This window comes from Nonomuraea longicatena (assembly GCF_039525605.1).
GTDB classification, from domain to species: Bacteria; Actinomycetota; Actinomycetes; order Streptosporangiales; family Streptosporangiaceae; genus Nonomuraea; species Nonomuraea longicatena.
Window position 1 is genome coordinate 191728 of record NZ_BAAAHQ010000001.1, and the last position, 25511, is coordinate 217238.

A 25511-nucleotide genomic window follows, 5' to 3' on the forward strand; every position below is an offset into this window, starting at 1 on the left:
CAGTGGCACCGGGTACCAGCTATTTCCCCTCCCGGGGCGATTCCGGCTTCGCCGTCGAGCACTACGATCTCGACCTCGACTACAAGCCGGGCCCCAACCGGCTGGAGGGCACCGCCAGGCTGCGCGCGGTCGCGGCGGAGCCGCTGACGCGGGTGCAGCTCGACCTCGGGCCTTTCCGTATCGGGCAGGTACGGCTGAACGGCAAACAGGCGAGGTACACCCACCGGGCCGACAAACTGCGCATCGCGCCGGGCGGGCTGCTGCCCGAGGGCAGGCGGTTCACCGTCGAGGTGCGCTACACCGGCAACCCCCGGCCGGTGCCCAGCCCGTGGGGCGGGCTCGGCTGGGAGCAACTGGACGACGGGGCGCTCGTGGCCAGCCAGCCGGTGGGCGCCTCCTCCTGGTTCCCGTGCAACGACCGGCCGTCGGACAAGGCGTCCTACCGGGTGGCGGTGACGACGGCGGCGCCGTACACGGTGGTGTGCAACGGCGAGCCGGTGGCGACGCGGCGCACGGGCGCGCGCACGACCTGGGAGTACGCCTCGCCTGAGCCGATGGCCGCCTACCTCGCCAGTGTCCAGGTCGGCCACTACCGGTTCGCCGACCTGCCCGGCGAGGTGCCGCAGCGGCTGGCGGCCCCCGCCGCGCTCCTGCGGCGCGCCCGTTCGGGTCTGGCCAGGCAGGACGCGATGATGCGGACGTTCACCGGCTGGTTCGGCGACTACCCGTTCGGCAGGTACACGGTGGTCGTCACCGAGGACCGGCTGGAGATCCCCGTCGAGGCGCAGGGCATGTCGGTCTTCGGCGCCAACCACCTCGGGCCCGCCGACGAGCGGCTGGTCGCCCACGAACTGGCCCACCAGTGGTTCGGCAACAGCCTCACCCTCGCCCACTGGCGCGACATCTGGCTGCACGAGGGCTTCGCCGCCTATGCCGAGTGGATCTGGTCGGAGGAGTCCGGCCGCGAGTCCGCCGAGGCGCACGCCCGCCGCTGGCACACCCGCCTGGGCGGCAGGCCGCGCGACTTCGTGCTGGCCGACCCGGGGGTCCGGCTCATGTTCGACGACCGCGTCTACAAACGGGGCGCGCTCACCCTGCACGCGCTGCGCCGGGTGCTCGGCGACCCGGCCTTCCGGGCGCTGCTGCGCAACTGGGCCGACGCCTACCGGCACGGCGTGGTCACCACCGGCCGCTTCACCGACCTGGCCGAACGCTACTCACCCCGCCCTCTGGAGGAGTTCTTCCTGCGCTGGCTCTACCGCGAGCCGCTGCCGCCGCTCTGAACCCGGTATCCGAGCAGCGTCATCATGCCGCTCTCCTGGTGGTAGACGTTGTGGCAGTGCACCATCCAGATGCCCGGGTTGTCGGCGTCGAAGTCGGCCTCCAGCGTCATGCCCGGCAGCACAATCGAGGTGTCCTTGCGGATGCCGGTGTCGGCGTGCGCGTAGGTGTGGCCGTGCAGGTGCACCGGATGCCACATGGTGGTGGTGTTGACGAACCGCAGCCGCACCCGCTCGCCCGCCGCGATCGGCTCGCGGACGGCCGGGTCGTACGGTTTGCCGTTGAACGCCCAGTCGTATCGGGACATACTGCCGGTCAGCCGGAGCGTGATCGTGCGGTCCGGTTGCCGGGCGGGCAACCGTACGTGTTCGGCGGGGCGCAGCTTGCCGTAGCGGGCCACCCGCCCGTCCAGCGCGCGCGGCCGGAAGTCGGGCGCGGGCGCCCGCCCCGAGCCGGTACGCACCAGGGCCCTGGCCACCGCCTTCTTGCCCTCGGCCAGCGCCACCAGCGGGAACAGCCCGTCCTTGAGCGTCACGAGCACGTCGTAACGTTCGCCCATGCCGATGAGCAGGGCGTCGGTCTCGCTGTGGGCCAGGGGGAAGCCGTCAGTGTGCGTCAGGGTCATGGTGTGCCCGTCGAGCGCCACCCGGAAGGCGGTGTCTCCGCCCGCGTTGATCAGCCGGATCCGCACCCGGGTGCCCGGTTTCGCGGTGAACGTCTGCGGGTCGGCGGCGGTGCGGCCGTTGATCCGGAAGTCGCGGTAGCGCACGTCGCCGGCGTCCCCGCCGAGCAGCGGGCTGGTGGCGCCCATGAGCATGTGCTTCATCGAGTGGTCGCCGCTCATGCCCTTCTTGAGCTCGGCGAGCGCCTCGTCGGGGTCGGCGTCGAGCCAGTCGTCGAGGACCACGACCCACTCCTGGTCGTAGCCCAGCGGCTCGGCCGGGTCCTCGATGACGAGCGCCCCGAACAGGCCCCGGTCGAACTGGGTGCCCGAATGTGGGTGGAACCAGTAGGTGCCCGCGTGCGGCGCGGTGAACTCGTAGGTGTGAGCGGCTCCGGCCGCGATCGGCTCCTGGGTGACGCCGGGTACGCCGTCGGCGTCGTTGCGCAGCGCGAGGCCGTGCCAGTGGATCGAGGTCGCCTCGGGCAGCCGGTTGTCCAGCCGGGCGCGGACGACCTCGCCCGCCGTGACCCGCAGTTCTCTGCCGGGGACGATGCCGCCGTACGACCAGGTGAGCCCGTTCGCGGTCGCGGTGAGCGCGAAGTCGCGTACCCGGCCGGGCTTCCTGGCCTGCTCGGCCGCGCTCACCTCGGGGCCGCCGGGGCTGACGAAGGCACTGGTTCCCTGTGCCGGCCCAGTGGCTTTCTGGGTGGCGCATCCGGCGAGGGTGGCACTCGCGGCGAGCCCGAGGAAGGTACGACGATCAACGACCGGCACGACATCACTCCTTATCTCCTATTTGAGATAGTAGTGGCTAGTGTCCGTGCCCGTGGCCCACGGTCACCCCTGCGGGCTTTCCGCCCGGCACCAGTCCCAGCGAGACCAGCGCCGCCGCGCCCGCCGCGACCGCGCACAGCGTGAGCGCCGCCGTGAAGCCGCCGACCTCCGTCGTGCCAGGCATGAGGCTCGCAGCGGCCAGGGTGGAGACGACGGCGACGCCGATCGAACCGCCCAGTTCGTGGAAGGTGTTGAGGACGCCGGAGGCCACCCCCGCCTCGCCGTGCGGGACGTTGGCCATCGTCGTCGTGGTCGCCGTGACGAACGCCGGGCCGATACCGAAGGCCGCAACTACGAAGCCTGGTAGTAGCGTCGTCCAGATGCCGGACTCCGGGGAGACCTGCGCCATGAGCGCCGCCCCCGCTGCGGTGAGGGCGAACGCGGCGACGGCCACCGGCCGTCCGCCCAGCCTGCCGATCAGTCTGCCGCCGAGCTGGGCGCCCGCCGTGATCGCCAGCGCCACCGGCAGGAACAGCAGGCCGGTCTGGAGCGCGTTGTAGCCGAGTGCGTGCTGCAGATACAGCGTGCTGACGAAGAACAGGCCCAGCATCAGGCCCGTGGCCAGCAGCATGAGGAAGGTGCCCGACAGCACCGGCCGCCGCAGCAGGGTCCTCGCCCGCATCAGCGGGGTGGCGACACTCCGCTCGACCAGCACGAACGCCGCGTACCCGAGGACCGCGCCGCCGAGCGCCAGCAGCGTGCCCGCCGCGCCCCAGCCCGCCTCCCCGGCGTTGACCAGGCCGTAGATCAGCAGTCCCGTCGCGAGTGTGACGGTCAGCGCGCCCGGGACGTCCACCCGGCCCCCCGTGCCGGCCGTGACCTCCGAGCCTGCGGCCCGCAGCGCCGACGGCAGCACCAGGAAGACGGCCGCGCCGATCGGGACGTTGACGAAGAACGCCCAGCTCCAGCCCGGTCCCGCCGTGAGCAGTCCGCCGAGGAGGACGCCGACGGCCGCCCCGGTGCCGCCGATGGCGCCCCAGGCGGCCAGCGCCCGGTTGCGCAGGTCGCCGTGGTAGGTGCCGGTGATGACGGCCAGGGCGGACGGCGACATCAGTGCGGCGCCGACGCCCTGGAGGGCGCGACCGGCGATCAGGGCGGTGCCGTTCGGGGCCAGGCCGCACAGCAGCGACGCCAGCGTGAACAGGGTCAGCCCGGCGAGCAGGACGCGGCGTGGTCCGTACGCGTCGGCGAGGCGTCCGCCGAGGACCATCAGCCCGCCGAAGCAGAGGGTGTAGGTGGTGACGACCCAGGTCAGGGCCTCGCGGTCGAGACCCAGTTCGGAGCCGATCGTGGGCAGGGCGACCTGCACCACGGTGATGTCGACGATCAGCATGAACTGGGCCAGGCAGAGCAGGACCAGGACGGTCCAGCGATTCATCGCTCCTCCAATAACTCGTACACTGTTGTTCAGGTTACTGTAGGCGAGGTGCGGTGAAATACGGTAGGGGGGTACGGTGTTGATTTGGGTGAGATGCCGGAGAGGTAGAGAACATGAGCGGGTACACGGAGAACAAACAAGAACACCTGCGCAGGCTGCGCAGGATCGAAGGGCAGGCCAGGGGCCTGCAACGCATGGTCGAGGACGACAAATACTGCATCGACATCCTCACGCAGGTGTCCGCGGCGACGAGCGCGCTCCAGTCGTTCGCGTTGTCCCTGCTGGAGGAGCACATGGCCCATTGCGTCGCGGAAGCCACGCAGAAGGGCGGCGAAGAGGCTCAGCTGAAGGTCAAGGAAGCCGCCGAGGCCATCGCGCGGCTGGTCCGCTCCTGACCGGACGCCGCCACCCGCAGGTGGCGGCGTTCAGTCCTGCTCTTCCTTCTCGCAGGTGAGGCGGGGCTCAGGCTGGTAGACGGTGGTGAACTTCTGCTTGCGCAGCACCTTGCCGTCCTTCTTGAACACGCGGAACACGTCGATCGTGAAGCCCTCGGCACCCGGCATCGGCTGGCACTTCGGGCCGGACTCCGTCAGCGACGTGAAGCTCTTGACGTTGTAGCGGCCCGAACTCTCCGACTCGATCTCGTAGCGCTTGGTGCCCCAGAACTGCACGGTGATCGAGGTGCTCGTGTACGAGGTCTTGATCAGGACGCCGTGCTTGGAGTCGTTCTTCCAGCGGAAGTCGGGCTGCGGGAAGGAGACCGTCGACTCGCGCCCGGCCGGATAGCGGCTGATGTAGTACATGTGCGCCATGTGCTGCACATCCTCGTACCCGCCGAAGAACACGGCGTTGAACATCGTCGTCACGAACTGCGACACACCGCCGCCGACGTCGTTCACGAACCGGCCGTTGAGGATCATCGGCGCCTCGACGAAGCCCCGGGCCTTGTCGCGCTTGCCGACGACCGTGTTCACCGAGAACGTCTCGCCCGGCTTGACCACGTGGCCGTCCAGGATGTCGGCGATGGCGTGGATGTTCGTCACCCTCGGCGCGCAGCACGGGTGGTTCGTGGTGTACGAGGACACCCGCTCCTTGATGCCCAGTTTGGCCGCGTCCTTGGCGGTCAGCCGCGCCTGCGTCACCTTGATCGGCGCCGCGGCGGTGCTCTCCCCGCCTTCGAGCGCCGCCTCGACCACCTGACCCAGCTTCGCCACGTCCAGCCCGCGCCCCTTGCGATCGGGCACGATCTTCGGCTTGCCCGAAACGATCTTGAACGACGCGTCGCGCGGAAGCTGGCTCGCCTCCACCAACTGCCGCTCCAGCACCGGCACCAGCTTCTCGGCGTCGAAACTCGGCTTCAGCGAGCCGTCGTCGCCGGTGAACCGCAGGTTCGCCGCCAGGTCGGTACGGCTGATCGTCGCCTTGCGCGCGCCGCTCGTCAGCGTGAAGTCGCGGGCCACCGCCTCGCGGGCCTTGCCCTTCGCCACCTCGCGCACCTCGTCGGCCGCGACCGACGGGGGCAGCGTCTTCGTCGCCAGCTTCACGGTCGCACCCTCGCCCAGGAACGCCGCCCGCAGGTCGCGCGCCGCCGCCGTCCGGTCGAGCGACAGTCCCGACTTCGGGGCCGCGATCTTGGGTTCGAAGCCCGCGAACGTGATCACGGCCTCGCGGGGCTTGCGGTCGACCGTCTTGGCCAGCTCCGTGACGCGGGCGTTCAGCGTGGACTCGTCCACCTTGACGACCGGCTCCAGCGTGCGGCTGCCGAACAGGGAGGTGAACAGACCCGTGGGGGTCAGCGCGCCGTCCGTCGCGGCGGCCACCGTCGCCTCGGCGTCGATGGACAGACCCAGTTCGGACGGCTTCAGCTGGAGTTGCTTGCCCGCCGCCGTGGCCTTGATCGGGCGGGCGGCGCGGGGGCCGAGTTCCTTCTCCAGGCGGGCGGCGGCGGCCTGCGGGGACAGGCCGCCGATGTCGATGCCCGCGACCTTCGTGTCCGGCGGTACCTCGCCCATCATCAGGACGGCCGGTACGGCATAGGCGAGCACCAGCACCCCGGTCACTGCGGCGCCCGCGATGAGCGGGAGGCGGCGCTTGGGCTTACGGGACCCCTCGCCGGGCCCGTCGCCGTCGCCTCGCCCGCCTCCGGAATAGCCGTCGCCGGAGAACCGGCTCTCGGGGTACCCGCCCGAGTCACCACCGCCGAAGCCGCCCGGTCCACTCGTGGAGGTGCCGCCTGCACCGCTCATGTCGGACGGGCCGCCCGGCCTGCTCGGGGCGGAGGGACTGCCAGGCGTGTCCGCGGTGAAGGGGCCGCTCGTGGCGGGGGAACCGTTGGGCGGGCCTGCGGTGAAGGGGCCGCTCGTGGTGGAGGGGCCATTGGGCGTGCTCGCGGTGAAGGGGCCGCTCGGGGTGGCGGGGGTGCCTGCGGTGGTGAATCCGCCCCCGCTCTGTGGCCCGCCACCTGCGGGGAGTCCGCCCCTGCTCTGCGGGCCGCTCCCGGCAGGGAATCCATCGTCGCTGGGGAAACCGCTTTCGGGGAACCTCAGGTCCGGGTTCGGCCTGCCGTCCACGCTGGGGTCGAGGCCGAGGACGGGCCATCCGCCCGCGCGCGTCTCGTTGCCGGTGTCCGGCCACCCGCCGGCGCGGTTCTGATCGCCGGATTGCGGTCGGCCGCCGCGCGTCTCGTCGCCGGCGTCGGGTCTTCTGTGGGCGCGGGCGTCGTCGGCCCGGCCGGAGTGGTCGCGTGAACGGTCGTCGTCGAGGCTGGGCCAGCCGCCGAGGTGAGGCCGGTCGCCGGACTCGGGCCGGCCGCCCGAGTGAGTGCCCCCACCGGTGTCCGGACGCCTGTGGGCACGGGTGCTGTTGTCCGGGTGGGGGCCGCTGGCGTCGTCGAGGCTGGGCCAGCCGCCCGCACGGGTCTCGCCGAAGGAAGCGGGCCGGTCGTCCGGAGTGGGCCGGTCGTCCGGAGTGGGGCGGTCGCCGGGGCCGGGCGAGGACGCTCGGCTGACGAGGGGCGCGTCGCCGGAGGCCATCCAGCCGCCGCCCTCCGCATCGCCCCAAGCCATGGGACGGCGATCGGGGGCGGCCGTGGGGCCGGAGTCGAGGTGCCCGACGGGGGTCGGCCACCCGGCGCCGGTCTCGGCCGGCTCGGCGGCGCCCCCGGTCGCAGAGATGTCCTGCCGGAAGGAGTCCCGCCCGAAGGAGCCCAGCCCGGAGGCGTCACGCCCTGAGGATCCGCGCCTGCCGGAGCCTGTCCGCCGGGGAAGGGCCTCCCCGGCGGCGTCTGCGGGTTCCGGGGTGCCCGTGCGGTCCGACGTACCGGAGTGCTCGGAAGAGTCCGCGCGCCCGGAAGAGTCCGCGCGCCCGGAAGAGTCCGCGCGCCCGGAAGAGTCCGCGCGTCCGGGAAGGTTCGCGTGACCTGGGAAGTCCGTTCGGCCGGTGGGGTCTGTGGTGTGGCGTCCGGGGGAGTCCGGGCCGGGCAGGGGGGCGGAGAGGTTCGGGAGTTCGGGCCAGAAGGAGGTACCACCGTCGCCAGGGGGGTCCGGCCATGGGTCTCGGTTCCAGATGTCGCCCGTTCCTGGGCCGTCGGCCGACGACGGTCCAGAAGGTTCGTTCAGGCTGTCGCGGCCACCGGGTGCCACGGGGAGGTCACTCTCGGCAGAAGCCCGGGGGAACACCACTCCGCCGGACGTCCCCGAGTGCTCTCGCCCGGCCGGAGTCGCGGAGAGGTCGCGGCCGCCGGACACCGAGGGGAGGTCGCCGGCGGGTGTCCCCTGGGCGGCTCTCCCGCCGTCCGGGCGCGAGCCGTCGGACGGGGGCGGATCGACGCCGTCCGTGTCACCGGGCCCGGCCGCGGGAGGCGGCCAGACCTGGTCGTTGCGGGGAGAGCGATCGTCTGGGGTCATGTGGCCGCCGGGCGGAAGACGACGGAGAAGCTCACGCCCCCGTCTTCGGACTGGTGGATGACGCCGTCCTCGGTCGCGGCCAGCAGCCGCTTGCCGTCGACGGCCGTGAACGCGCCGGCCTGGCCGGGCAGCGAGCCGCCCGGCGCCCGCCAGGTCGCCCCGGCGTCGGCGCTGACCTGGATCCGTCCCTCGACGTCGGTGCCGATGAGCGTCTTGTCATCGGGCGCGTCGAGGTGGGTGAGCGTGGGCGCGCCGGGCACCGGCGCGAACTTCTGCCCCTTGTCGCCGCTGACGCGCACGCCGTCCTGGGTGGTGGCGTAGACGCGCTCGGGCCGGGTGGCGGTGGCGGCCAGGTCGACGACCTTCTCCTCCGCGCCCTGGGTCCAGGTGGCGCCCTGGTCGGCGCTGGAGCGTACCCGCCCGGTCTGGCTGTCGTAGGCGTACAGGGTGTCTCCGGCGAGTTGCAGCGCGTGGAAGTCGGCGCTGCCGCCCTCGGACACGGTGGTCCAGGTGGCGCCCGCGTCGGCGGTGCGGATGAGCCCGAGGTGCGGCGGCGCGCTCGCGTCGGCCTCGCCGGGGTGCCCGCTCGCCAGGAAGGTCTTGGGCCCGATGACGGTGAAGCCCATGTGGTCGGCGATGCGCCCGGCCACCCGCTGGGCGGTGTCGGCGCCGGTGACCTTGAACAGGCCGTAGTGCCCCGCGACGTAGACGGCTCCGTCGGAGGGGTCGACGCCGACCCCGTGCACGTGCCCGATGCCGGGGTCGGCTGATGAGGGCGCCTCTTGCTGCTGGGCGCAGGCGGTCATGCCAAAGGTCAACACGGCGGCTGCCAGGCCGCACCGAATACCACGCATGTCATCGGAGTCTACCTGGATCTACTATGTTGGGTCGTAGTAGCCTGACGGAGCATCCCCCGATGCTACCGGGGGTCGTAGACCGACTGCCACGCGGCGGTCGCCGCGATGCCCTTCTTCAGCTTGATCAGATCCTTGGGCGAGTTGACCGCGACCGCGCCCACGAGCACGCCGTCCCTGGAGAAGGCCACGGCGAAGCGGTCGTCCTCCGGCGTGCCCGCGACCACCTCGGCCCGCTCGCCCAGGTGCGGCAGCCCGGCCGTCTGGATGCGGGAGCCGTGGACGCTGGTGGCGAAGTTCGGCACGCCGTCGAAGCCGGTCGCCTCCGCCGGGCCCGCCAGCAGGTTGCGGGCGGCCAGGGCGCCCTGCTCGTTGGCGTTGGACCAGTGCTCGACGCGGATCATCGCGCCGCCGTACAGGCTGTGGGGCCAGCGGGCCACGTCGCCTGCGGCCACGATGTCCGAGGAGCCGCGCGCGAACAGCGTCGGCTCGCACAGCACGCCGTCGCCGACCGCGAGGCCGCTGCCGTCGAGCCACTCGGTGTTGGGCAGCACGCCCATACCGGCGACGACGAGGTCCGCGGTGAGCGTGCGCCCGTCGGACAGTCGCACGCGGACGCCCTTGGCGCCGTCCTCCTCGACCTCGCTCGCCCGTACTCCGGAGACCACCTCGACGCCGCTGCGGGTGTGCAGGGACGAGAGCCACGCGGAGGCGGCCTCGCCGAGCCCCGTGTGCATCGGGTGGCGACCCGAGTCGATCAGGGTGACCCGCAGCCCGAGTTCGCGCGCGGTCGAGGCGACCTCGCCGCCGATGAAGCCGCCGCCGATGACGGCCACGTGCCCGTGTCCGGCGCCGAGTTCCTCGCGCAGCGCCAGTGCGTCCTCCAGGGTGCGCAGCGTGAACACCCGGCCGGGCCGGCCGGGCAGGTGCCTCGGGCGCGCGCCGGTCGCGATGACGAGCCCGTCGTAGGCGACGCTGCCGCCGTCGTCGAGGGTGACGGTCCTGCCCTCTTTGTCCAGCCGTACGGCCTGGCGCCCGCGCAGCCAGTTCTCGCCCAGTTCCTCGGCCCCGGGCAGGGCCACGTCGTCGTCCCCCCGCAGCACGGCCTTGGACAGCGGCGGCCGGTTGTAGGGGGAGTGGCGCTCGGCGCCGATCAGGGTGATCTCGCCGTCGAAGCCCTCCCGGCGCAGCGACTGCACGGCGCGCAGCCCGGCGAGGGAGGCGCCCACTACGGTGATCTTCTCGAGTGTCCTCATGGCCGGTCACTATACCCATAGGGGGTACGGGTTGCGTTAGCTCGCCGGGCATCGTACGGTGTCTCCTGTTGAATACCTGTGAGGGGTATTTTTTGCCGGAAGGAGATCGACGATGAGCACCAGCGCGTTCACTGTGACGGGAATGACCTGCAACGGCTGCGCCAACAAGGTGAAGGGTGAGCTGGGCAAGGTGGAGGGCGTCTCGGGTGTCGAGGTCGAGCTCGCCACCGGCCGGGTGACCGTCACGTCCCAGGACGTCGAGGACGCCAGGATCATCGACGCCGTCGAAGAACTCGGCTACGAGGCCGTTCCGGTCTGATCGCCGGGAGGTTCCGTTGTCGCGGACAGAGGGCTGGGCGTCCTGAGCCCGGCCCTCTTCTACTATCCTGCATAGGGATGATGGCAAGGACGGGGACACGGGCGGCCAGGTGGCTGCTCCTCGTCCTGCTGGTCGTCGGCGTGTGCGGGATGCACACGCTCGGGCACGTGTCCGCCGGGCACGGCCCGCTCCACGGGGTCTCCTCGGTCGCCGGGCCGGGCGGTGAGGGCGCCGCACTGCCCGCGATGGACCCTGACACCGTCTGCCTGGCAGTGCTGACCTCGGTGTCCTTTCTGGCGTTGGCCTCGGTGCGCGGCTGGGTCAAAGGGTGGTCGCCGCCGTCCGTCCGGGTCGTCCGGCGGGGCTCCGGTGTGGCCAGGGCGCCTCCTCGGATCACGTCCTGCATACTTCGCATATAGGCCGAACTCCCCCTGGCGGGGCTCGCTCCGCCGTACCGGCGACAGTTCCAACACCACGGGAGTTCGATCAACCATGTTCCGTAGCACTATCGTCCGTCGTAGCATGCTCGCCGCCGTTTCCGGGGCAGCGCTCTTCACGCTCACCGCCTGTGGCGGGGGAGGCGAGAGCGGGGGCGGCCACGACATGTCCAGCATGGCCGGCGCGTCGCCGTCCAACTCGGCACCGGCTGCCACCACCGCGCCCGCGGCGGACTTCAACGACGCCGACGTCATGTTCGCGCAGATGATGATCCCGCACCACGAGCAGGCCGTCGAGATGTCCGAACTGGCCGAGACCCGCGCCTCCGACAAGGAGGTAAAGGAGCTCGCGGCCAAGATCAAGGCGGCGCAGGACCCCGAGATCCAGACCCTCAAGGGGTGGCTGGACAAGTGGGGCAAGCCCGCCTCCTCCCACGGCGGCATGGATCACGGCATGCCCGGCATGATGACCGAGGAGGACATGAAGAAGCTGGCCGACGCCAAGGGCAAGGCCTTCGACCGGATGTTCGCCGAGCTGATGATCGCCCACCACAACGGGGCGATCGACATGGCCCGCACCGAACTGCAGTCCGGGGCCAACGCCGAGGCCAAGGAGATGGCCAAGGCCATCGAGTCGTCCCAGCAGGCCGAGGTCGCCCAGATGCAGAAGCTCCTGGACCGGCTCTGACGGCGCCGTGAAGGCGGCCCCGCACGATCAGGGGCCGCCTTCATGCGTTCGCGGGCGGTCCTCGACGGGCCCTTCACGCGTTTCGCAGCGGTCCGCGAAGAGCCGCCGTTCGCGCTTTGTGGGTGGCTCCGCGAGGGGCCGTTCCCCGTGTCGGGCGGGCGCTCGGGGCCGCGCGGCGCTCCGCGAGGGCTGCGTCGCGGCGGGCTAAGCGGCCGTTCGCGTGTACACGGACACGCTGTAGAAGCGGCCGTCGTGCTCGCCGTCCACCTCGGAGACCGAGGCGAGCCCCGGGTGGGCGTCGAAGTACGTGTGCAGCAGGCGGGCCTGCGGGCGCGAATGCGTGAGCACGAGGTGGCCGCCCGGCTCCATGGCCCTGGCCAAGCGGTCCGCGACGGTCTCCGTCTGGCCCAGGTAATAGAGGACCTCGCCGCAGAAGACCAGGTCGAAGCGCCCGCCCGGGTCGTCGGCGAGCAGGTCGAAGCGGATGAAGCGCGCTGTCGAACCGGTACGCGCCGCCTCGGCGCGCGCCCGGCGCAGCGCACGGGTGGAGATGTCACCGCCGACGGTCTCGGCCTGCGGAAACGCCGCAGAGGCCAGGAGCGTGAAGGTGCCCTCGCTGCACCCGACGTCGAGAATGCGCCGGTAGCTGCCCTCAGGGACCTGTTCGAGGGTGGTCGTGTACTTGTGCCGCTCGTAGGGGTCGGCGCTCACCCCCCAGGGGTCGGCGCGTATGTGCCACAGGTCGAAGTAGTGGCGCAGCAGCCTGGCCTGGACCTTGGGGCCAGTTCTGGATATCGCTCCGAAAAGGAGCCGATGGACACGATTGGGTTGGGCTTCGTCTGCGGGCATGATTCTCCGGGCTCCGATGGGGCTCGGCGGTCGCGTGGGCGACACAGCCAGTGACGAAGCTCACCCTACCCAGGGGTGGGGCGATTCGCGTGGGACTACTCGGCGACCTGGCGTGCCGTACGCTCGCGCTCGCGGTCGGCGCGCTCGCGCCGCAGGATGGCCCGGACGCCGAGCAGGAAGGCGGTGGCCACCACGGCGGGCGGGAGGAGGGCGGCGACGATTTCGTACATGCGCGCAGTCTACGGCCAGGGCTCGGCGGTCGGAACTTCCGGTCCGGCCCCGGTGTACAGGGGGCATGAGAAGACTGCTGCTACTGGCCGCCGCCCTCGTCGTGGCGACGGGGCCGCCCGCGTCGGCGGCGACGGGCGAAGGGGCCGCGACCGCGAACCGGACCACGTCCGGCGGCTGGGCCGCGACCTACCTCGACCGGTTGCCCGAGCGCGTCAAGCCGGGGGTCGCGTACACCGTCGGGTTCTGGGTCCTCCAGCACGGGGTGCGGCCCGTGGGGGGCGAGATCCGCAAGACCGGACTTCGGCTGCGGGACACGCGGGGGCGGGTGCTGGCGTTCACCGGCACTCGGCTGCCCGAGGCCGGGCACTTCGCGGCGACGATCGTCGTGCCCGAGGGACGCTGGCGGGTCGAGGGGGCGCAGGGGTGGTTCCCCGTCCATGCGGTGGGGACGCTCACGGTGCCCGGCGCGCTGGTGCCCGTTCCTCGGACGGTCGTGGCGAAGGGGTACGGGGACAAGCCGTACTGGGGGGCCGCGCGGCCGCCGGGGTTCCCGGCCGACTTCCCGAAGGGGAGTGCGGCGGTGCGGATCCCCGACCCGGGACGGACGCTCGTATCCGATTCTGACGCCGGTGCCCCGGCCTCCGGGCAGGGCGCGGCCGTGGACGGGGCCTCGGCGGGCGCCGCGCCGTCGGCGTCCTCAGCGGCTGCTGCGCCTGCTCCAGGGGCATGGCGGTCGTGACGACCGGGAGCCACCGGTGTTGACCGGCTGCCACCCGGGCGGACCGAGGCGGTGGGGAATGGTCGCGGGACCGATCCTCGTTATACCCTGTGGGGGTATCAATCGAGGAGGAAGCATGCGACGCCTGACCGCACTGCAACCGGAGCAGGCCCAGGGAAAGTCCCGCGAGCTGCTGACCGACATCGTCGAACGCCGGGGCTCCGCCGGCGAGATGGTGGCCACCATGGCCCACTCGCCCGCCCTGCTTGAGGGCTACCTGAACCTGTCGCGGTCCATGAAGCGGATCAAGATCCCGCGCCCGCTGTCGGAGAAGATCTCGCTGGCCGTCCAGGAGTGGATCGGCTGCGGCATGTGCAAGGAGGCCCATGAGCACGCGGCGCTGACGGCCGGGCTCAGCGAGAACGACATCGCCCTCGCCCGCCAGGGCACCTCCACCGACGCCCGCGAGGCCGCCCTGATCGGCGTGGCCGTGCGGGTGCTCGCCGAGCCGTCCTCGCTCACCGACGAGGACGTCGCCGAGCTGCGTGAGCACGGCTGGAGCGATCGGGTGATCGCCGAGGTCGTCGGGCTGGTCTCGCTCAACCTGATGACCGGGGCCTTCAACCTGCTGGCCGGGATCGAGCCGAAAGCAGCGACTCCAGCGACCTGACCAGCACACCGCCCGCCTCGGCCCGGTCGAGGCGGGCGGCCTCCACCTCGACCGCGGCGCCGTGGAGCAACGCGAACACCGAGCTGACCTGCCACGACAACGGCAGGTCAGTACGGATGTCGCCCTCGTCCCTGCCTCGTTCCAGCAGCGCCTCCACCCGGCGCAGCGGCTCGGTGTGCCGCTCGCGCACCCGTTCGGCGCCGAGCGCCCGGTCGGCCGCCAGGAACAGGCGCGAATGCCCGTCGAGGACCTCCCAGGAGGAGGCCACCAGCCGCCACAGCGCCTGCGCCCCGGGCAGTCCGGCCAAGGCCGGGTCGTCGAGCACCTCGTCGGCCTCGGCGATCACCCGCGCCATCACCGCGTCGACCAGGGACTCGCGCGAGGGGAAGTGGCCGTAGAGCGTCACCCGGCCCACGCCCGCCGCCTTCGCGATCTCCGCGACGCTCGCCCCCGGGTCGCGGCTCAGCAGGCGGCGTCCCGCGTCGAGGATGGCGGCGATGTTGCGTTCGGCGTCGGCGCGGACCATGTCCGGAACTCTATCGGCGGGCCGTTCCGGGTGCCCGCGTACGGCCGGCTCCTTCACGCGCTGAACAGCGCCGCCGCCGGCTGTTCCGGGTGTCCGCGCGTACGGCCGGCTCCGCTGCCCGCCGAGCTGTCCCGGGTGCCCCACCGCGTACGGTCTCCCCGCGTCACAGAGATGGGGCTCCACGTCGGGCGGGAGGCGGCATCGGGCCACGTGGTACCCGGCGAACGGCTAGGAATGACCTTGAGGCGAAAGATCGGTGCCACGCCGGCGATCCGGGGTAGAGTTCAGCGATCTTTGACAACGTTGTCACGCCGGGCCAGGCACAACGACCCGACCAGTGGAGAAGAGTTGCGAACCCTGCACCAAGGCTGGACCCTAACCGGCTCTGAGTTCTCCGGCGTCCCCGCGGCGGTGCCCGGCAGCGTCCACACCGACCTGCTGGCGGCCGGGCTGATCGACGACCCCTACGTCGACGGCAACGAGGAGGGCCTGGGCTGGATCGGCCGCACTCCCTGGACCTACGAATGCGTGTTCACCTGGCAGGACACCGGGGACGAGCGGGCCGACCTGGTGTGCGAGGGGCTCGACACGGTCGCCACCGTGCTGGTCAACGGGGTGGAGGCGGGGCGTGCGGCCAACATGCACCGCACCTACCGGCTGCCCGTCAAGCACCTGCTGCGGGAGGGCGACAACACCCTCGCCGTCCGGTTCGACTCCGTCTACGACTACGCGGACGAGCGCAGGGCGGAGGCGGGCGCGCGGCCGGGCGCCTACGCCGAGCCGTACCAGTTCGTCAGGAAGATGGCCTGCAACTTCGGCTGGGACTGGGGGCCGACGCTCGTCACGGCGGGCATCTGGCGGCCGATCGGCCTCGACTCCTGGTCGGGGACGCGCCTGGCGGAGGTGCTGCCCACCGCGTCGGCCGACGGGCGGGTGAGCGTACGGGTGCGGGTCGAGCACGCGGACGCGCCCGCCGCCTGCGAGGTCACCGCCGAGGTGGCCGGGGTGCGCGCCGCCGTCGTCCTCGGCCCGGGGCAGCGCGAGGCCGTGCTGGAGCTGCGGGTTCCCGACGCGGCGCTGTGGTGGCCGCGCGGGTACGGCGAGCAGCCCCTGTACGAGCTGGCCGTGCGCACCGGCGAGCACGTCGTCCGCCGCCGCATCGGCTTTCGCGACGTCAGCCTCGACGGCGACGCCTTCCGCCTGTCCGTCAACGGCAGGCCCGTCTTCGCCAAGGGCTTCAACTGGATCCCCGACGACTGCTTCCCCGCCCGCGTCACACCCGGGCGGCTGCGTGAGCGCCTCGACCAGGCCACCGGCGCCGGGGCGAACCTGCTGCGCGTGTGGGGCGGCGGGGTGTACGAGGCGGACGCCTTCTACGACCTCGCCGACGAACTGGGACTGCTGGTCTGGCAGGACTTCCCGTTCGCCTGCGCCGCCTACCCCGAGGGCGAGCCGTTTCGCGCGGAGGTCGAGGCCGAGGCCCGCGACAACGTCGCCCGCCTGATGGGGCATCCGTCGCTCGCGCTGTGGTGCGGCGGCAACGAGAACCACGAGGGCTACTGGCACTGGGGCTGGCAGAACGAGCTCGACGGGCGCGACTGGGGGGCGGGCTACTACCACGAACTGCTGCCGGAGGTGCTGGCCGAGCTCGACCCGGGCAGGCCGTACTGGCCGGGCAGCCCGTACTCCGGCGCCGCCGACGTGGACCCGCGCCGGGCCGGACGGGGCACCGTCCACATCTGGACCGTCTGGAACACCCACGACTACACCCACTACGCCGCCTACACGCCGAGGTTCGTCGCCGAGTTCGGCTTTCAGGGGCCGCCCGCGTACGCGACCGTGCGCCGGGCTTCCTCGGACGAGCCGCTGACCGAGGACTCCCCGGCGCAGAAGGCGGCGGGCGGGCGCGACAAGCTGCGGCGCGGGCTGGGCGCGCACCTGCCGGTACCTGAGACGTTCGACGACTGGCACTACTACACGCAGCTCAACCAGGCCCGCGCGGTCGTGTTCGGGGTCGAGCGCTTCCGTTCGCTGATGCCGTACTGCGGTGGGGCCGTCGTGTGGCAGCTCAACGACTGCTGGCCGGTCACCTCGTGGTCGGCCGTGGACGGCGACGGCCGCAGGAAACCGCTCTGGTACGGCCTGCGCCGGGCCTTCGCCCCCCGGCTGCTGACCTTCCAGGGCCAGGAGGTCGTCGCGGTCAACGACACCGACCGGCCCTGGGTGGGGACGGTCGAGCTGACCCACGTCACGCTCGCCGGTGACGCGCTCGGCAAGGAGAGCGTCGCGGTGCGGGTCGAGCCGCGTTTCGTGGCCGGGGTGGAGACGGCGCTGCGGCCGGGCCCGGGGGAACTGGTGGTGGCCCGGCTGGGCGAGGAGCGGGCGCTGCGGTACGGGGCGGAGGACCCGCAGATGGGCTATCCGGTGGCCGACTTCCACGCCCACGCCGAGGCCGTGGCCGGGGGGTTCGAGGTGCGGGTGGCGGCGCGGACGATCGTGCGGGAGCTGGCGCTGTTCCCCGATCGGCTCGATCCGGCCGCCACCGTGGACGAGCAGTTGGTCACGCTGCTGCCGGGGGAGAGCACGACCTTCCGGGTGCGCAGCGAGCGGGCGCTCGACCCCGTCGCCCTGACGACCCACCCCGTCCTGAGGTGCGTGAACGAGCGGCGCTGAGCGGCGCCGCTCAGCGCTGCTTGAGGACCTGCTGGAGCAGGCGGCGCAGGGTGTCCTACGTCCCCGACGGCGCCGTACGGCTGAAGCCCCGCGCCTGGCTCCCGGAGACCACCGACCAGGTGTGGGCCGACCACCCCGAGTACCTCGACGAGGCGGGCGAACTCGTCGCCAGTGTCGGCGGCCTGCTCGTGGAGCAGGGTGAGCGCGCGCTGCTCATCGACGCCGGCTTCGGCCCCATGGCGTGGCCGTCCGAGCCGCAGAACCCGCACAGCGCCATCCACGGCGGCGACCTGCTGGACAACCTGGCCGTGCTCGGCCGCCGGCCGGAGGAGATCGAGGCGGTCGCCTTCACCCACCTGCACATCGACCACATCGGCTGGGCCTGGAATCCGGCTCCCGGTACGGCGGAGCCCGCCTTCACCCGTGCCGAGTACCTGGTGGCCGAGCCGGAGTGGACGGGGCGCGAGCTGTACCCGATGACCGAGGAGAACCGCGCCATCGTGGCCGTCCTCGAACCGAAGGTGCGCACCGTCGCCGATGGCGAGGAAGTCTTCCCGGGCGTCCACGTGCGGATCACCCAGGGGCACACGCACGGCCACGCCGTCTACACCGTGACCGGGGGAGGACGGCGGCTGATCGCCTTCGGCGACGCGCTCCACTCGCCGATCCAGGTGGCGCACCCCGAGTGGTCGGCGGCCTCGGACCACGATCCGGTCCACGCCGCGAACGTGCGCCGTGAGCTCGTCGCCGACCTCGCCGGGCCCGAGACGATCGGCTTCGGCATCCACTTCGCCGACGCGGTGTTCGGCCGTGTCCGCCAGAACGGCTCCGGGGCCGTCTGGGAGCCGCTGGACTGACTGAAGCCGTCTCAGCCCACGTCGAGCAACTGGGCCTCGGGCCGCCCCACGCCGGGGGCCGCGCCGAGCAGTGCCTCGGTGCGCGGGTGGGCGGGCCGGTCGAACACCTCGTGGACGTCGCCGGTCTCGACCACGCGTCCGGCGTGCATGACCGCGACGTGGTCGCCGACCTCGGCGGCGAGCGCGAGGTCGCGGGTGATGAGCAGTACGGCGGTGCCGAGTTCCCTGCGCAGCCGCCCGATGAGGTCGAGCACCTGCGCCTGGGCCGCCTCGCCGAGCGCGGTGGTGGGCTCGTCGGCGATCACCAGGTCCGGTTCGAGCGCGACGGCCATGGCGACGAGCACACGCTGCAGCATCTCGGCGGAGAACGCCGGCGGACGGTCGTCGGCGCGACGGCGGGCGGCCGGGACGCCGGCGAGGCCGAGCATCTCGATCGACCTGGCCCGCGCCTCGTCGCGGGAGACGCCGAGGTGCTCGCGGAACAGCGCGCCGAGTTGGTCGCCGACGCTGCGCGCCGGGTCGAGCACTGCCCGCGCGTCCTGGAAGACCATGCTCATCTGACTACCGCGCAGCGCCCGCCGCTCGCGCGGGGACATCGACAGCAGATCCCGTCCGCCGAAGCGGGCGGCGGCCGCGCTCACACGCGCGTCGGGCCGGTCGAGCAGGCCCATGATCGCCGCCGCCGTGACGGATTTCCCCGACCCGGGCGCGCCCAGCAGGGCGAGCGTCTGGCCGCGTTCGATCACGAGATCGACGCCGAGGACGACGGGAAGCTCGCGTCCCCAGGCGGTCAAGGCCGTGCGGCGCATGAACAAACTCGGCATCGCCGTCGACGTCTCCCACTCCGGCGACCGGACCTCCCTCGACACCGTCCGCCACTCCGGCAAGCCCGTCCTCATCACCCACGCGGGCGCCCGCTCCGTCTGGCCCACCCGCCGCATGAAACCGGACGAGGTCATCAGGGCCGTCGCCGAACGCGGCGGCGTCATCGGCCTGGAGGCCGCCCCCCACACCACCCTGTCGCCCGGCCACCCCCGCCACAGCCTGGAGTCGGTCATGGACCACTTCACCTACTGCGTCGACCTGGTCGGCATCGACCACGTCGCCTTCGGCCCCGACACCCTCTTCGGCGACCACGTCGGCCTCCACGACGTGTTCGCCGCGCAGTTGTCGATCGACGGGGCGCCGCACGAGAGGGTGCCCTACGTCGACGGGCTGGAGAACCCCGCCGAATGCTTCTGGAACATCATCGGATGGCTGGTCACCAGGGGATACTCGGACACTGAGATCGCCAAAGCGATCGGCGGCAACGTCATGCGCGTGCTGGAGGAGGTCTGGATCTGATGCGGTGCGGAGTCCTCCTGGCGGCGGGCGCGCTCGTTCTCATGACCGCGTGCGGCGCCGCGCCCACCACCTCGGGCGCGCCCGGCGTCGCGAAGCGCGGCGACCGGCTCACCATCGGCACCACGGCCGACGTGGCCAACCTCAACCCGCTCGTCGGCAACAGCCGTACGGACTCGTGGGTGACGAACCTCATGTACCCGCACCTCATGCAGATGGACGCGGCGGGCCGGCGCATCCCCTATCTGGCCACCGACTGGGCCTACGCGAAGGACGGCCGGTCGGCGACCGTCCGGCTGCGCGACGACCTGACCTGGTCGGACGGCAGGCCCGTCACCGCCGACGACGTGGTGTTCTCGGTGAACGCCGTGCGCAAGGAGCGCTTCGGCGTGGTCGCCGGGCTCGTCACCGCGCTGGACGAGGCCCGCGCGCTCTCGCCCACCTCGCTCTCCTTCACCTTCACCAGGCCCGACGGCACCTTCCTCGACAACGTCGGCTTCTGGCTGCCGATCGTGCCCAAGCACGTGTTCGAGAAGGCGCCGAGCGTGCAGCGCTTCGCCAACGACGCCGCGTGGGTGAGCGCCGGGCCGTACCGGCTGACCCGGGTCGAGCGCGGTCAGCGGTACGTCATGGAGCGCGTCGAGTCCTTCGGCCCCGGCCGCCCGGCCGTCAAGGAGGTCGTCTTCCGCGTCTACCCCGATGTGAACACGCAGGTGCTGGCGCTGCGCAACGGCGAGATCGACCTGATCGCCAACGCGCTGCCGCCCGCGACCGCCCTCGCGCTCAAGGGCGACCCGGAGATCTCCCTCGTCGAGGTGCCCTCGCTCGGCTGGGCACACCTGCAGTACAACACCCGGCGCGAGCCGCTGGACGACGTGAGGGTACGGCGGGCGCTGGCCCACGCCGTCGACTACCCGGCCATCAGGGAGATCGCGCTGAAGGGCCTGGCCAGCTCGGCCCGCTCCAGCGTGCTCACCCCCACCCAGCCCGACTACGCGGACCCGGGCGTCCACGAGTACGCCCACGACCCCGCCCGTGCCCGGGAACTCCTGCGCGAGGCCGGGGTGAGCGGGCTCAGCCTCGACCTGATCTACGACCACGCCGACCCGAAAATCGCCCGCTGGGCGCCCATGGTCAGGGACTCCGCCAGGAAGGCGGGCGTCACGATCACCTTGCGGGGGCTGGAACGCAACACCTACATGGACAGGACGCACCGCCGCGACTTCGACGTCTACGCGGGCTCCTGGGCGATCATGGACAATCCGCCCGCCAACCTGGCCCTCGCCTTCAGGACCGGCGGCTTCCTCAACTACGCCCAGGTCAGCGACCCCGCGCTGGACCGGCTGATCGACCAGGGCGGGCGCGCCCTCACCCGCGAACAGGCCAGGGCGCCCATCCGGCGGGCCGCGCGGATCATCCACGAGCAGGTCTACGACAACGTCCTGTACGTCGAGACCCTCACCGTCGCCCACTCCGCCCGGTGGACCGGCTTCAAGCCCATGCCCAGTGAGCTTCTGTCCATCGTCAACCCGCTGTCGCTGGCCGCGGTGAAACCGGTGAGCTGAGGGCATGCGGTTCATCGTCGTCCGGCTCCTGCGCGGTCTGCTCACCCTGTGGTTCGCGGTCACCGTGACCTTCTTCCTGGTCCGGCTGCTGCCCGGCGACCCCGTGCTCGCCGTCGCCGACCCCGGCATGACGGAGGAGCTGCGCGCGAAGCTGCTCGCCGACCTCGGCCTCGACCGGCCGCTCGGCGCGCAGTACGCCGACTACCTGAACCGGCTCCTGCACGGCGACCTGGGGGTGTCGTTCCGGCAGTCGGTGCCCGTCACCACCGTGCTCATGGAGCGGCTGCCGTGGACGCTGCTGCTCGCGGGCTCGGCGCTGCTGGTGACCGTCGGGCTCGGCGTCCCGCTCGGGGTGCTCGCCGCCACCCGCGCGCGGAGCCTCACCGACCGCGTGATCCAGGCGAGCGGTGTCACCGCGCAGTCGCTGTTCGTGCCGAGCGTCGGCATCTTCCTCCTCGTCGTCTTCGGCGCGAACCTCGGCTGGTTCCCCATCGGCGGCGCCGTGGACCTCGACGCCACCGGCCCGGCCGCCTGGCTCAGCGCGCTGCACCACCTGGTGCTGCCCTGCCTGACGCTGGCGCTCGTCCAGCTCGGCGGCTACGTGCTCACCATGCGGGCCACGCTCGTGGACGCCCTCGGCGCCGACTACGTCTCCCTCGCCAGGGCCAAGGGCGTGCGACCGCGCGCCGTCGTGTGGAGACACGCCCTGCGCAACGCGCTGCCGCCCACCGCGGCGCTGGCCGGGCTCCAACTCGGCACGCTCGTCGGCGGCGCCGTACTCACCGAGACGATCTACGCCTACCCCGGCGTCGGCCGCGCCGTCTACGAGGCCGTCGGCCGGCTCGACTTCCCGGTGCTCCAGGGCGCGTTCGTGCTGCTCGCCGCCACCGTCGTGGTCGCCGGGCTGCTCACCGACCTCGCCTGCGGCCTGCTCGACCCCCGGATGCGCGCCTCATGACCGCCCTCCTCGACGCCTCGCCGCGCCGGCGCACCTGGGACGCCTTCCGGCGCGATCCGCTCGGCATGGGCGGCGCCGCCGTCCTGCTCGCGCTCGCCGCCGTCGCCGCGCTCGCGCCGCTCATCGCCCCCTTCCCCGAGGGGTACGGCACGGACACCCTGCACCCGCCGTCCGCCGCGCAATGGTTCGGCACCGACGACGTCGGCCAGGACGTGTTCGCCCAGGTCGTCTGGGGCACCCGGGTGAGTGTGGCGGTCGGGCTCGGCGCCGCCGCGCTCGCCGTCGCGATCGGCGCGCTCGTCGGCCTGTGCGCCGCCTACGTCCGCCGCCTCGACGCCCCGCTCGGCCTCGCCGTGGACCTGTGCCTGTCGCTGCCCGTGCTGCCGCTGATGATCCTGGTGGCCGCCCTGGCCGGGCCGAGCGTCCGCACCCTGGCCGTGGTCATCGCGGCCTTCAGCTGGCCGGAGGCGGCCCGGGTGGTCCGCGCGCGGGCGCGCTCGATCGTGCCGCTGCCGTTCGTCTCCGCCGCCCGGACGGTCGGCGGCTCGCCGCTGTGGATCGTGCGCAGGCACCTGCTGCCCGGCGTCGCGCCCGTGGTGCTCACCACCGCCGTGCTCACCACGTCGCGGGCGGTGCTGGCCGAGGCAGGGCTGTCCTTCCTCGGGCTCGGTGACCCGGCGAACTGGTCGTGGGGGACGATCCTGCACCGGGCCCAGCAGTCCGGCGCGCTGGCGTCGGCCTGGTGGACCACCCTGTTCCCCTCGGTCGCGATCCTCCTGCTGGTACTGTCCACGACGCTGCTGGCGGCGGCCTACACCGACGCCCGCGACCATCGGGACCTCCCGTGAACCGCCTGACCGGAAGGAGACCCGTGCTCGCCGAGCACCCGGCCGCCGTGGACCACGAGGCGGTGGACGCGCGATGATGCCCGCGATGAACGACCTCGACGACCTGGACCGCAGGATCCTCGCGCTCCTCCACGTGAACGGCAGGGCGAGCTGGACCGACATCGCCCAGGCCGTCGGCACCTCCACCACCACGGTGGCCCGGCGGGCGCAGCAACTGTTCGCCGCCGGCGCGGTGCGGGTGTCCGTCGCGCCGCACCCCGAGCATGACGGGCCCGCCCACATGTTCCTGGTGCGGGTGAGCTGTGCGCCGGGCAGCCAGTTGCGGGTGGCGGGGCTGCTGGCGCGCAACCCGGAGATCAGGTTCGTGGCCGTGGTCACCGGCACGCACGACATCGTCTTCGAGCTCGTCACGCCCAAGCACCGCGATCTGTACACGGCGCTGGTCGACTACGTCCACGGCATCCCCGGCACCCTCAGCAGCTGTGCCGACCTGGTCCTGCACACCTACAAGGTGTCCTACGACTGGAGCACGCGGCTGCTGGACGAGATCGACGCGCCCGCCGTCCCCGCGCCGCGGCCGCACCGCTGCGAGCCGGACCACCTCGACGAGGTGGACCGCAGGATCCTCGCGGCCACCGCCGAGGACGGCAGGGCCAGCTCGCAGTCCGTGGCCGAACGGCTCGCGGTCAGCGAGAGCACGGTGCGCCGCCGCCTGGACGCCATGCTCGACCGGGGCTGCGCCAGTGTGGTCACCTTCATCCCCGCCGCCGCGCTGGGCTTCGAGGCGGAGGTGCTGCTCTGGCTGACGGTGGAGCCCGCCATGCTCGACAGCGTCGCCGAGCGGCTCAGCGCCGAGCGCGGCGTGCGCTTCATCGCCGCGATGCTGGGGCAGGCGTCGCTCATGTGCGAGGTGATCATGCCGACGACCGACGACCTCTACCGGTTCACCTCGCGCACCCTCGCCGCCGTGCCCGGGATCTCGTCCTGGACGGCCAACGTGCAGGTGCTGCCGGTCAAACGGGGCTACCTGATGTGGCCGTGGGCGCAGGCCAGGATCGACGCGGTGCTCACGCCTCCGCCTTCCTGACCCGGCGGAGCTGGGCGATGGGCACGATCACCAGCACCGCCACGCTCCACCAGAACAGCAGGTCGAGGCCGAGCCCCGTCCAGTCGACCCGGGTGGACAGCATCGCCGGGTTGGCCCGCGCGGCCTCGACCACGGCCCAGTCCTCCGACTCGATGTGGCCCCGCCGCCAGCTCCACGGGAAGCCGAGGCCGTGCGAGTAGCCGAACGCGCCGCCCACGCTGCCCCGCGTGACGAACAGGCTCAGCAGGAGCCCGGCCCCGGCGCCCGCCGCCGTGGCCAGCCAGGTGATCCAGCCGATGCGGCGGCCGACGATGGCCAGCCACACCACCAGGGCGCCGCCGAGCAGCAGCGCCGTGCCGAAGGCGATGTAGTGGCTCATCAGGCCGGAGGCCAGCAGGGCCAGGAAGCCGAGGGCGGCGGAGAGGCCGCCGACGACCCCCTGGATCACCGGGCGGCCGGCGGGGACGGCGGGCGGTTGGATGTCGGCCATGGGAGGGATCATGGCAACGATCCGGGCCGGGTGGAAGTCGTCAGCCGGCGATGTCGATGGCGGTGCCGTACAGGCGGGTGACCTTCAGGCGGACGACGACGCGGCGCTCGGCCACCTGCTGCTCCAGGAACGCGGTCGGGTCCTCGGGCCGCGCGGCGGCGGGCAGCATCGACAGCAGCTCGCGGCCGACGGCGTCGCCGGGGGCGGTCGTGGGCGCGGAGACCTCGGCCTCGCCCTCGGCGACGGCGAACGACCACAGGTCGCCGCCCTGCACGTGGAGGGCGGCGCGGGGGTCGCGCCGCAACTGCTTGACCTTGACCCGGTCCTCCGTGGTGGAGAGACGGACGACGCGGGCACCGGGATCCCAGTGGTAGAGCATCGTGGTCAGGTGGGGGTGCCCGCTGCGCTTGTTGGTGGCGAGGGTGCCCGCCTGTTGTCCGCTCAGCAGCGCGGACAGGGCCTCGTCGGACAGAGCGCGAGGCTCGGGACCTTTTGTCATGAGATTCCCCTGATAATGATCTCTACTGCGGCGTCGAAGGAGTCCTCCGCCGCGTTCTGGGCAATGTGGCCGAGGGTCTCGACCAGCAGGATTCCGGTGACGAATCCGTACAGGATGCCCGTCATCCTTTCATGCTCGCTCTCGGCCACTCCCGCCATGGGCAGGATCCGGAAGAGGATGTCCCACAGCGGCCCCCGCCGGTCCTCGATGATCTCCGGGTGGTTCAGGATGTATCGCCATAGAGCGGGATATCTCCTGACGAGCGTGCGGTAGGCGTGGGCGAGCGCGCGGACCTGGTCCTGCCACGGCAGGTCGGCGGCGGGCAGGTCGAGGTCGGCGAGGTTGGCGACGCAGACCTCTTTGATCAGCGCGGTCTTGTTCGCGACGTGGTGGTAGAGCGACATGGGGTTCACGTCGAGCTCGGCCGCGAGCTTGCGCATCGACAGGGCCTCGACGCCCCCGGCCTGGATCATGCGCAGCGTCGCCGACCTGATCTCCTCGATCGTCAACGGGGTCCCTCTGCGCGCACTCACTGCCATACGCTGTATGGTAGCGTCCGCCATACGGTGTATGTCTGAGTTTC

Annotated in this window: 26 protein-coding genes; 14 read left to right on the plus strand and 12 right to left on the minus strand. The window is 72.3% G+C overall.

Annotation, left to right across the window (positions count from 1 at the left end):
- Positions 1–2: 2 nt before the first annotated feature.
- Positions 3–1283 carry a M1 family metallopeptidase gene (locus ABD120_RS00885; RefSeq protein WP_343947680.1) on the plus strand — a complete coding sequence of 427 codons (1281 nt, stop codon included), beginning with the start codon at positions 3–5 and terminating at the stop codon, positions 1281–1283.
- Here ABD120_RS00885 and ABD120_RS00890 read toward each other — a convergent pair.
- Entirely contained in the window at positions 1256–2719 is a 1464-nt protein-coding gene (locus ABD120_RS00890; protein ID WP_343947681.1) for a multicopper oxidase family protein, read from the minus strand. The two genes, ABD120_RS00885 and ABD120_RS00890, sit on opposite strands and share 28 nt — an antisense overlap.
- Positions 2720–2756: 37 nt before the next feature.
- A complete protein-coding gene (locus tag ABD120_RS00895) occupies positions 2757–4157 on the minus strand; it encodes an MFS transporter (RefSeq protein ID WP_343947682.1) in 1401 nt (466 codons plus the stop codon).
- A 113-nt stretch (positions 4158–4270) separates the two neighbouring features.
- Between ABD120_RS00895 and ABD120_RS00900 the strand changes: the two genes are divergently transcribed.
- Positions 4271–4552: a metal-sensitive transcriptional regulator gene (locus tag ABD120_RS00900; RefSeq protein WP_343947683.1), complete on the plus strand. Its 282-nt coding sequence runs from the start codon at positions 4271–4273 to the stop codon at positions 4550–4552.
- Positions 4553–4582: 30 nt separating this feature from the next.
- Here the strand turns inward: ABD120_RS00900 and ABD120_RS00905 are convergent, their stop codons facing one another.
- From ABD120_RS00905 to ABD120_RS00915, 3 genes are all read right to left on the minus strand, one after another.
- Positions 4583–7222: a VanW family protein gene (locus ABD120_RS00905; RefSeq protein ID WP_343947684.1), complete on the minus strand. Its 2640-nt coding sequence runs from the start codon at positions 7220–7222 to the stop codon at positions 4583–4585.
- Positions 7223–8058: 836 nt separating this feature from the next.
- Positions 8059–8916 (minus strand): F510_1955 family glycosylhydrolase, encoded by an 858-nt coding sequence (locus tag ABD120_RS00910; RefSeq protein ID WP_343947686.1) that lies wholly within the window; start codon positions 8914–8916, stop codon positions 8059–8061.
- 65 nt (positions 8917–8981) lie between these two features.
- The gene (locus tag ABD120_RS00915; protein WP_343947687.1) at positions 8982–10172 is read right to left on the minus strand and encodes an NAD(P)/FAD-dependent oxidoreductase; all 1191 of its coding nucleotides are present in this window, start codon (positions 10170–10172) and stop codon (positions 8982–8984) included.
- Between the two features lie 112 nt (positions 10173–10284).
- On the opposite strand from ABD120_RS00915, the gene ABD120_RS00920 reads away from it, so the two are divergent.
- The 3 genes from ABD120_RS00920 to ABD120_RS00930 all read left to right on the plus strand — a co-directional run bounded on the left by ABD120_RS00920 (position 10285) and on the right by ABD120_RS00930 (position 11616).
- Positions 10285–10491, plus strand: coding sequence for a heavy-metal-associated domain-containing protein (locus ABD120_RS00920; protein ID WP_343947688.1), 207 nt, complete (start codon positions 10285–10287; stop codon positions 10489–10491).
- A gap of 77 nt (positions 10492–10568) precedes the next feature.
- Positions 10569–10910 (plus strand): hypothetical protein, encoded by a 342-nt coding sequence (locus ABD120_RS00925; RefSeq protein ID WP_343947689.1) that lies wholly within the window; start codon positions 10569–10571, stop codon positions 10908–10910.
- 103 nt (positions 10911–11013) lie between these two features.
- Positions 11014–11616: a DUF305 domain-containing protein gene (locus ABD120_RS00930; RefSeq protein ID WP_343947691.1), complete on the plus strand. Its 603-nt coding sequence runs from the start codon at positions 11014–11016 to the stop codon at positions 11614–11616.
- 204 nt (positions 11617–11820) lie between these two features.
- Here ABD120_RS00930 and ABD120_RS00935 read toward each other — a convergent pair whose 3' ends face one another.
- Positions 11821–12465 carry a class I SAM-dependent methyltransferase gene (locus ABD120_RS00935; RefSeq protein ID WP_343947692.1) on the minus strand — a complete coding sequence of 215 codons (645 nt, stop codon included), beginning with the start codon at positions 12463–12465 and terminating at the stop codon, positions 11821–11823.
- Between the two features lie 95 nt (positions 12466–12560).
- Positions 12561–12695, minus strand: coding sequence for a hypothetical protein (locus ABD120_RS00940; RefSeq protein WP_343947694.1), 135 nt, complete (start codon positions 12693–12695; stop codon positions 12561–12563).
- A 65-nt stretch (positions 12696–12760) separates the two neighbouring features.
- Here ABD120_RS00940 and ABD120_RS00945 point away from each other — a divergent pair, with 65 nt between their 5' ends.
- Positions 12761–13435 (plus strand): hypothetical protein, encoded by a 675-nt coding sequence (locus ABD120_RS00945; protein ID WP_343947695.1) that lies wholly within the window; start codon positions 12761–12763, stop codon positions 13433–13435.
- Between the two features lie 115 nt (positions 13436–13550).
- On the plus strand, positions 13551–14084 hold the full coding sequence (locus tag ABD120_RS00950; protein ID WP_343947696.1) for a carboxymuconolactone decarboxylase family protein: 534 nt from the start codon (positions 13551–13553) through the stop codon (positions 14082–14084).
- On the opposite strand, the gene ABD120_RS00955 is transcribed toward ABD120_RS00950, so the two are convergent.
- Positions 14035–14610 carry a TetR/AcrR family transcriptional regulator gene (locus tag ABD120_RS00955; protein ID WP_343947697.1) on the minus strand — a complete coding sequence of 192 codons (576 nt, stop codon included), beginning with the start codon at positions 14608–14610 and terminating at the stop codon, positions 14035–14037. The genes ABD120_RS00950 and ABD120_RS00955 overlap by 50 nt on opposite strands.
- A 348-nt stretch (positions 14611–14958) precedes the next feature.
- Between ABD120_RS00955 and ABD120_RS00960 the strand changes: the two genes are divergently transcribed.
- Both ABD120_RS00960 and ABD120_RS00965 read left to right on the plus strand, forming a co-directional pair.
- Entirely contained in the window at positions 14959–17283 is a 2325-nt protein-coding gene (locus tag ABD120_RS00960; protein ID WP_343947698.1) for a glycoside hydrolase family 2 protein, read from the plus strand.
- The gene (locus tag ABD120_RS00965) at positions 17262–18140 is read left to right on the plus strand and encodes an MBL fold metallo-hydrolase (RefSeq protein WP_343947699.1); all 879 of its coding nucleotides are present in this window, start codon (positions 17262–17264) and stop codon (positions 18138–18140) included. Before ABD120_RS00960 ends, ABD120_RS00965 begins: the two co-directional genes overlap by 22 nt.
- 11 nt (positions 18141–18151) lie before the next feature.
- Here ABD120_RS00965 and ABD120_RS00970 read toward each other — a convergent pair whose 3' ends face one another.
- Positions 18152–18949 carry an ABC transporter ATP-binding protein gene (locus ABD120_RS00970; RefSeq protein WP_343947700.1) on the minus strand — a complete coding sequence of 266 codons (798 nt, stop codon included), beginning with the start codon at positions 18947–18949 and terminating at the stop codon, positions 18152–18154.
- Between ABD120_RS00970 and ABD120_RS00975 the strand changes: the two genes are divergently transcribed.
- The 5 genes from ABD120_RS00975 to ABD120_RS00995 all read left to right on the plus strand — a co-directional run bounded on the left by ABD120_RS00975 (position 18948) and on the right by ABD120_RS00995 (position 23939).
- The gene (locus ABD120_RS00975; protein ID WP_343947701.1) at positions 18948–19484 is read left to right on the plus strand and encodes a dipeptidase; all 537 of its coding nucleotides are present in this window, start codon (positions 18948–18950) and stop codon (positions 19482–19484) included. The two genes, ABD120_RS00970 and ABD120_RS00975, sit on opposite strands and share 2 nt — an antisense overlap.
- A complete protein-coding gene (locus ABD120_RS00980; RefSeq protein ID WP_343947702.1) occupies positions 19484–21046 on the plus strand; it encodes an ABC transporter substrate-binding protein in 1563 nt (520 codons plus the stop codon). Before ABD120_RS00975 ends, ABD120_RS00980 begins: the two co-directional genes overlap by 1 nt.
- Positions 21047–21050: 4 nt before the next feature.
- A complete protein-coding gene (locus ABD120_RS00985; protein ID WP_343947703.1) occupies positions 21051–22004 on the plus strand; it encodes an ABC transporter permease in 954 nt (317 codons plus the stop codon).
- Positions 22001–22852, plus strand: a complete 852-nt coding sequence (locus ABD120_RS00990) for an ABC transporter permease (protein WP_343947704.1) — start codon at positions 22001–22003, stop codon at positions 22850–22852. The genes ABD120_RS00985 and ABD120_RS00990 overlap by 4 nt, the downstream gene beginning before the upstream one ends.
- Before the next feature lie 85 nt (positions 22853–22937).
- A complete protein-coding gene (locus tag ABD120_RS00995) occupies positions 22938–23939 on the plus strand; it encodes an Lrp/AsnC family transcriptional regulator (RefSeq protein ID WP_343947705.1) in 1002 nt (333 codons plus the stop codon).
- Here the strand turns inward: ABD120_RS00995 and ABD120_RS01000 are convergent.
- From ABD120_RS01000 to ABD120_RS01010, 3 genes are read right to left on the minus strand one after another with little or no spacing between them, the layout of a single operon-like run.
- Positions 23920–24429 (minus strand): hypothetical protein, encoded by a 510-nt coding sequence (locus ABD120_RS01000; protein WP_343947706.1) that lies wholly within the window; start codon positions 24427–24429, stop codon positions 23920–23922. The two genes, ABD120_RS00995 and ABD120_RS01000, sit on opposite strands and share 20 nt — an antisense overlap.
- Positions 24430–24469: 40 nt before the next feature.
- The gene (locus tag ABD120_RS01005) at positions 24470–24928 is read right to left on the minus strand and encodes a pyridoxamine 5'-phosphate oxidase family protein (RefSeq protein WP_343947707.1); all 459 of its coding nucleotides are present in this window, start codon (positions 24926–24928) and stop codon (positions 24470–24472) included.
- Positions 24925–25467: a TetR/AcrR family transcriptional regulator gene (locus ABD120_RS01010; protein WP_343947708.1), complete on the minus strand. Its 543-nt coding sequence runs from the start codon at positions 25465–25467 to the stop codon at positions 24925–24927. Before ABD120_RS01010 ends, ABD120_RS01005 begins: the two co-directional genes overlap by 4 nt.
- Between the last annotated feature and the right edge of the window lie 44 nt (positions 25468–25511).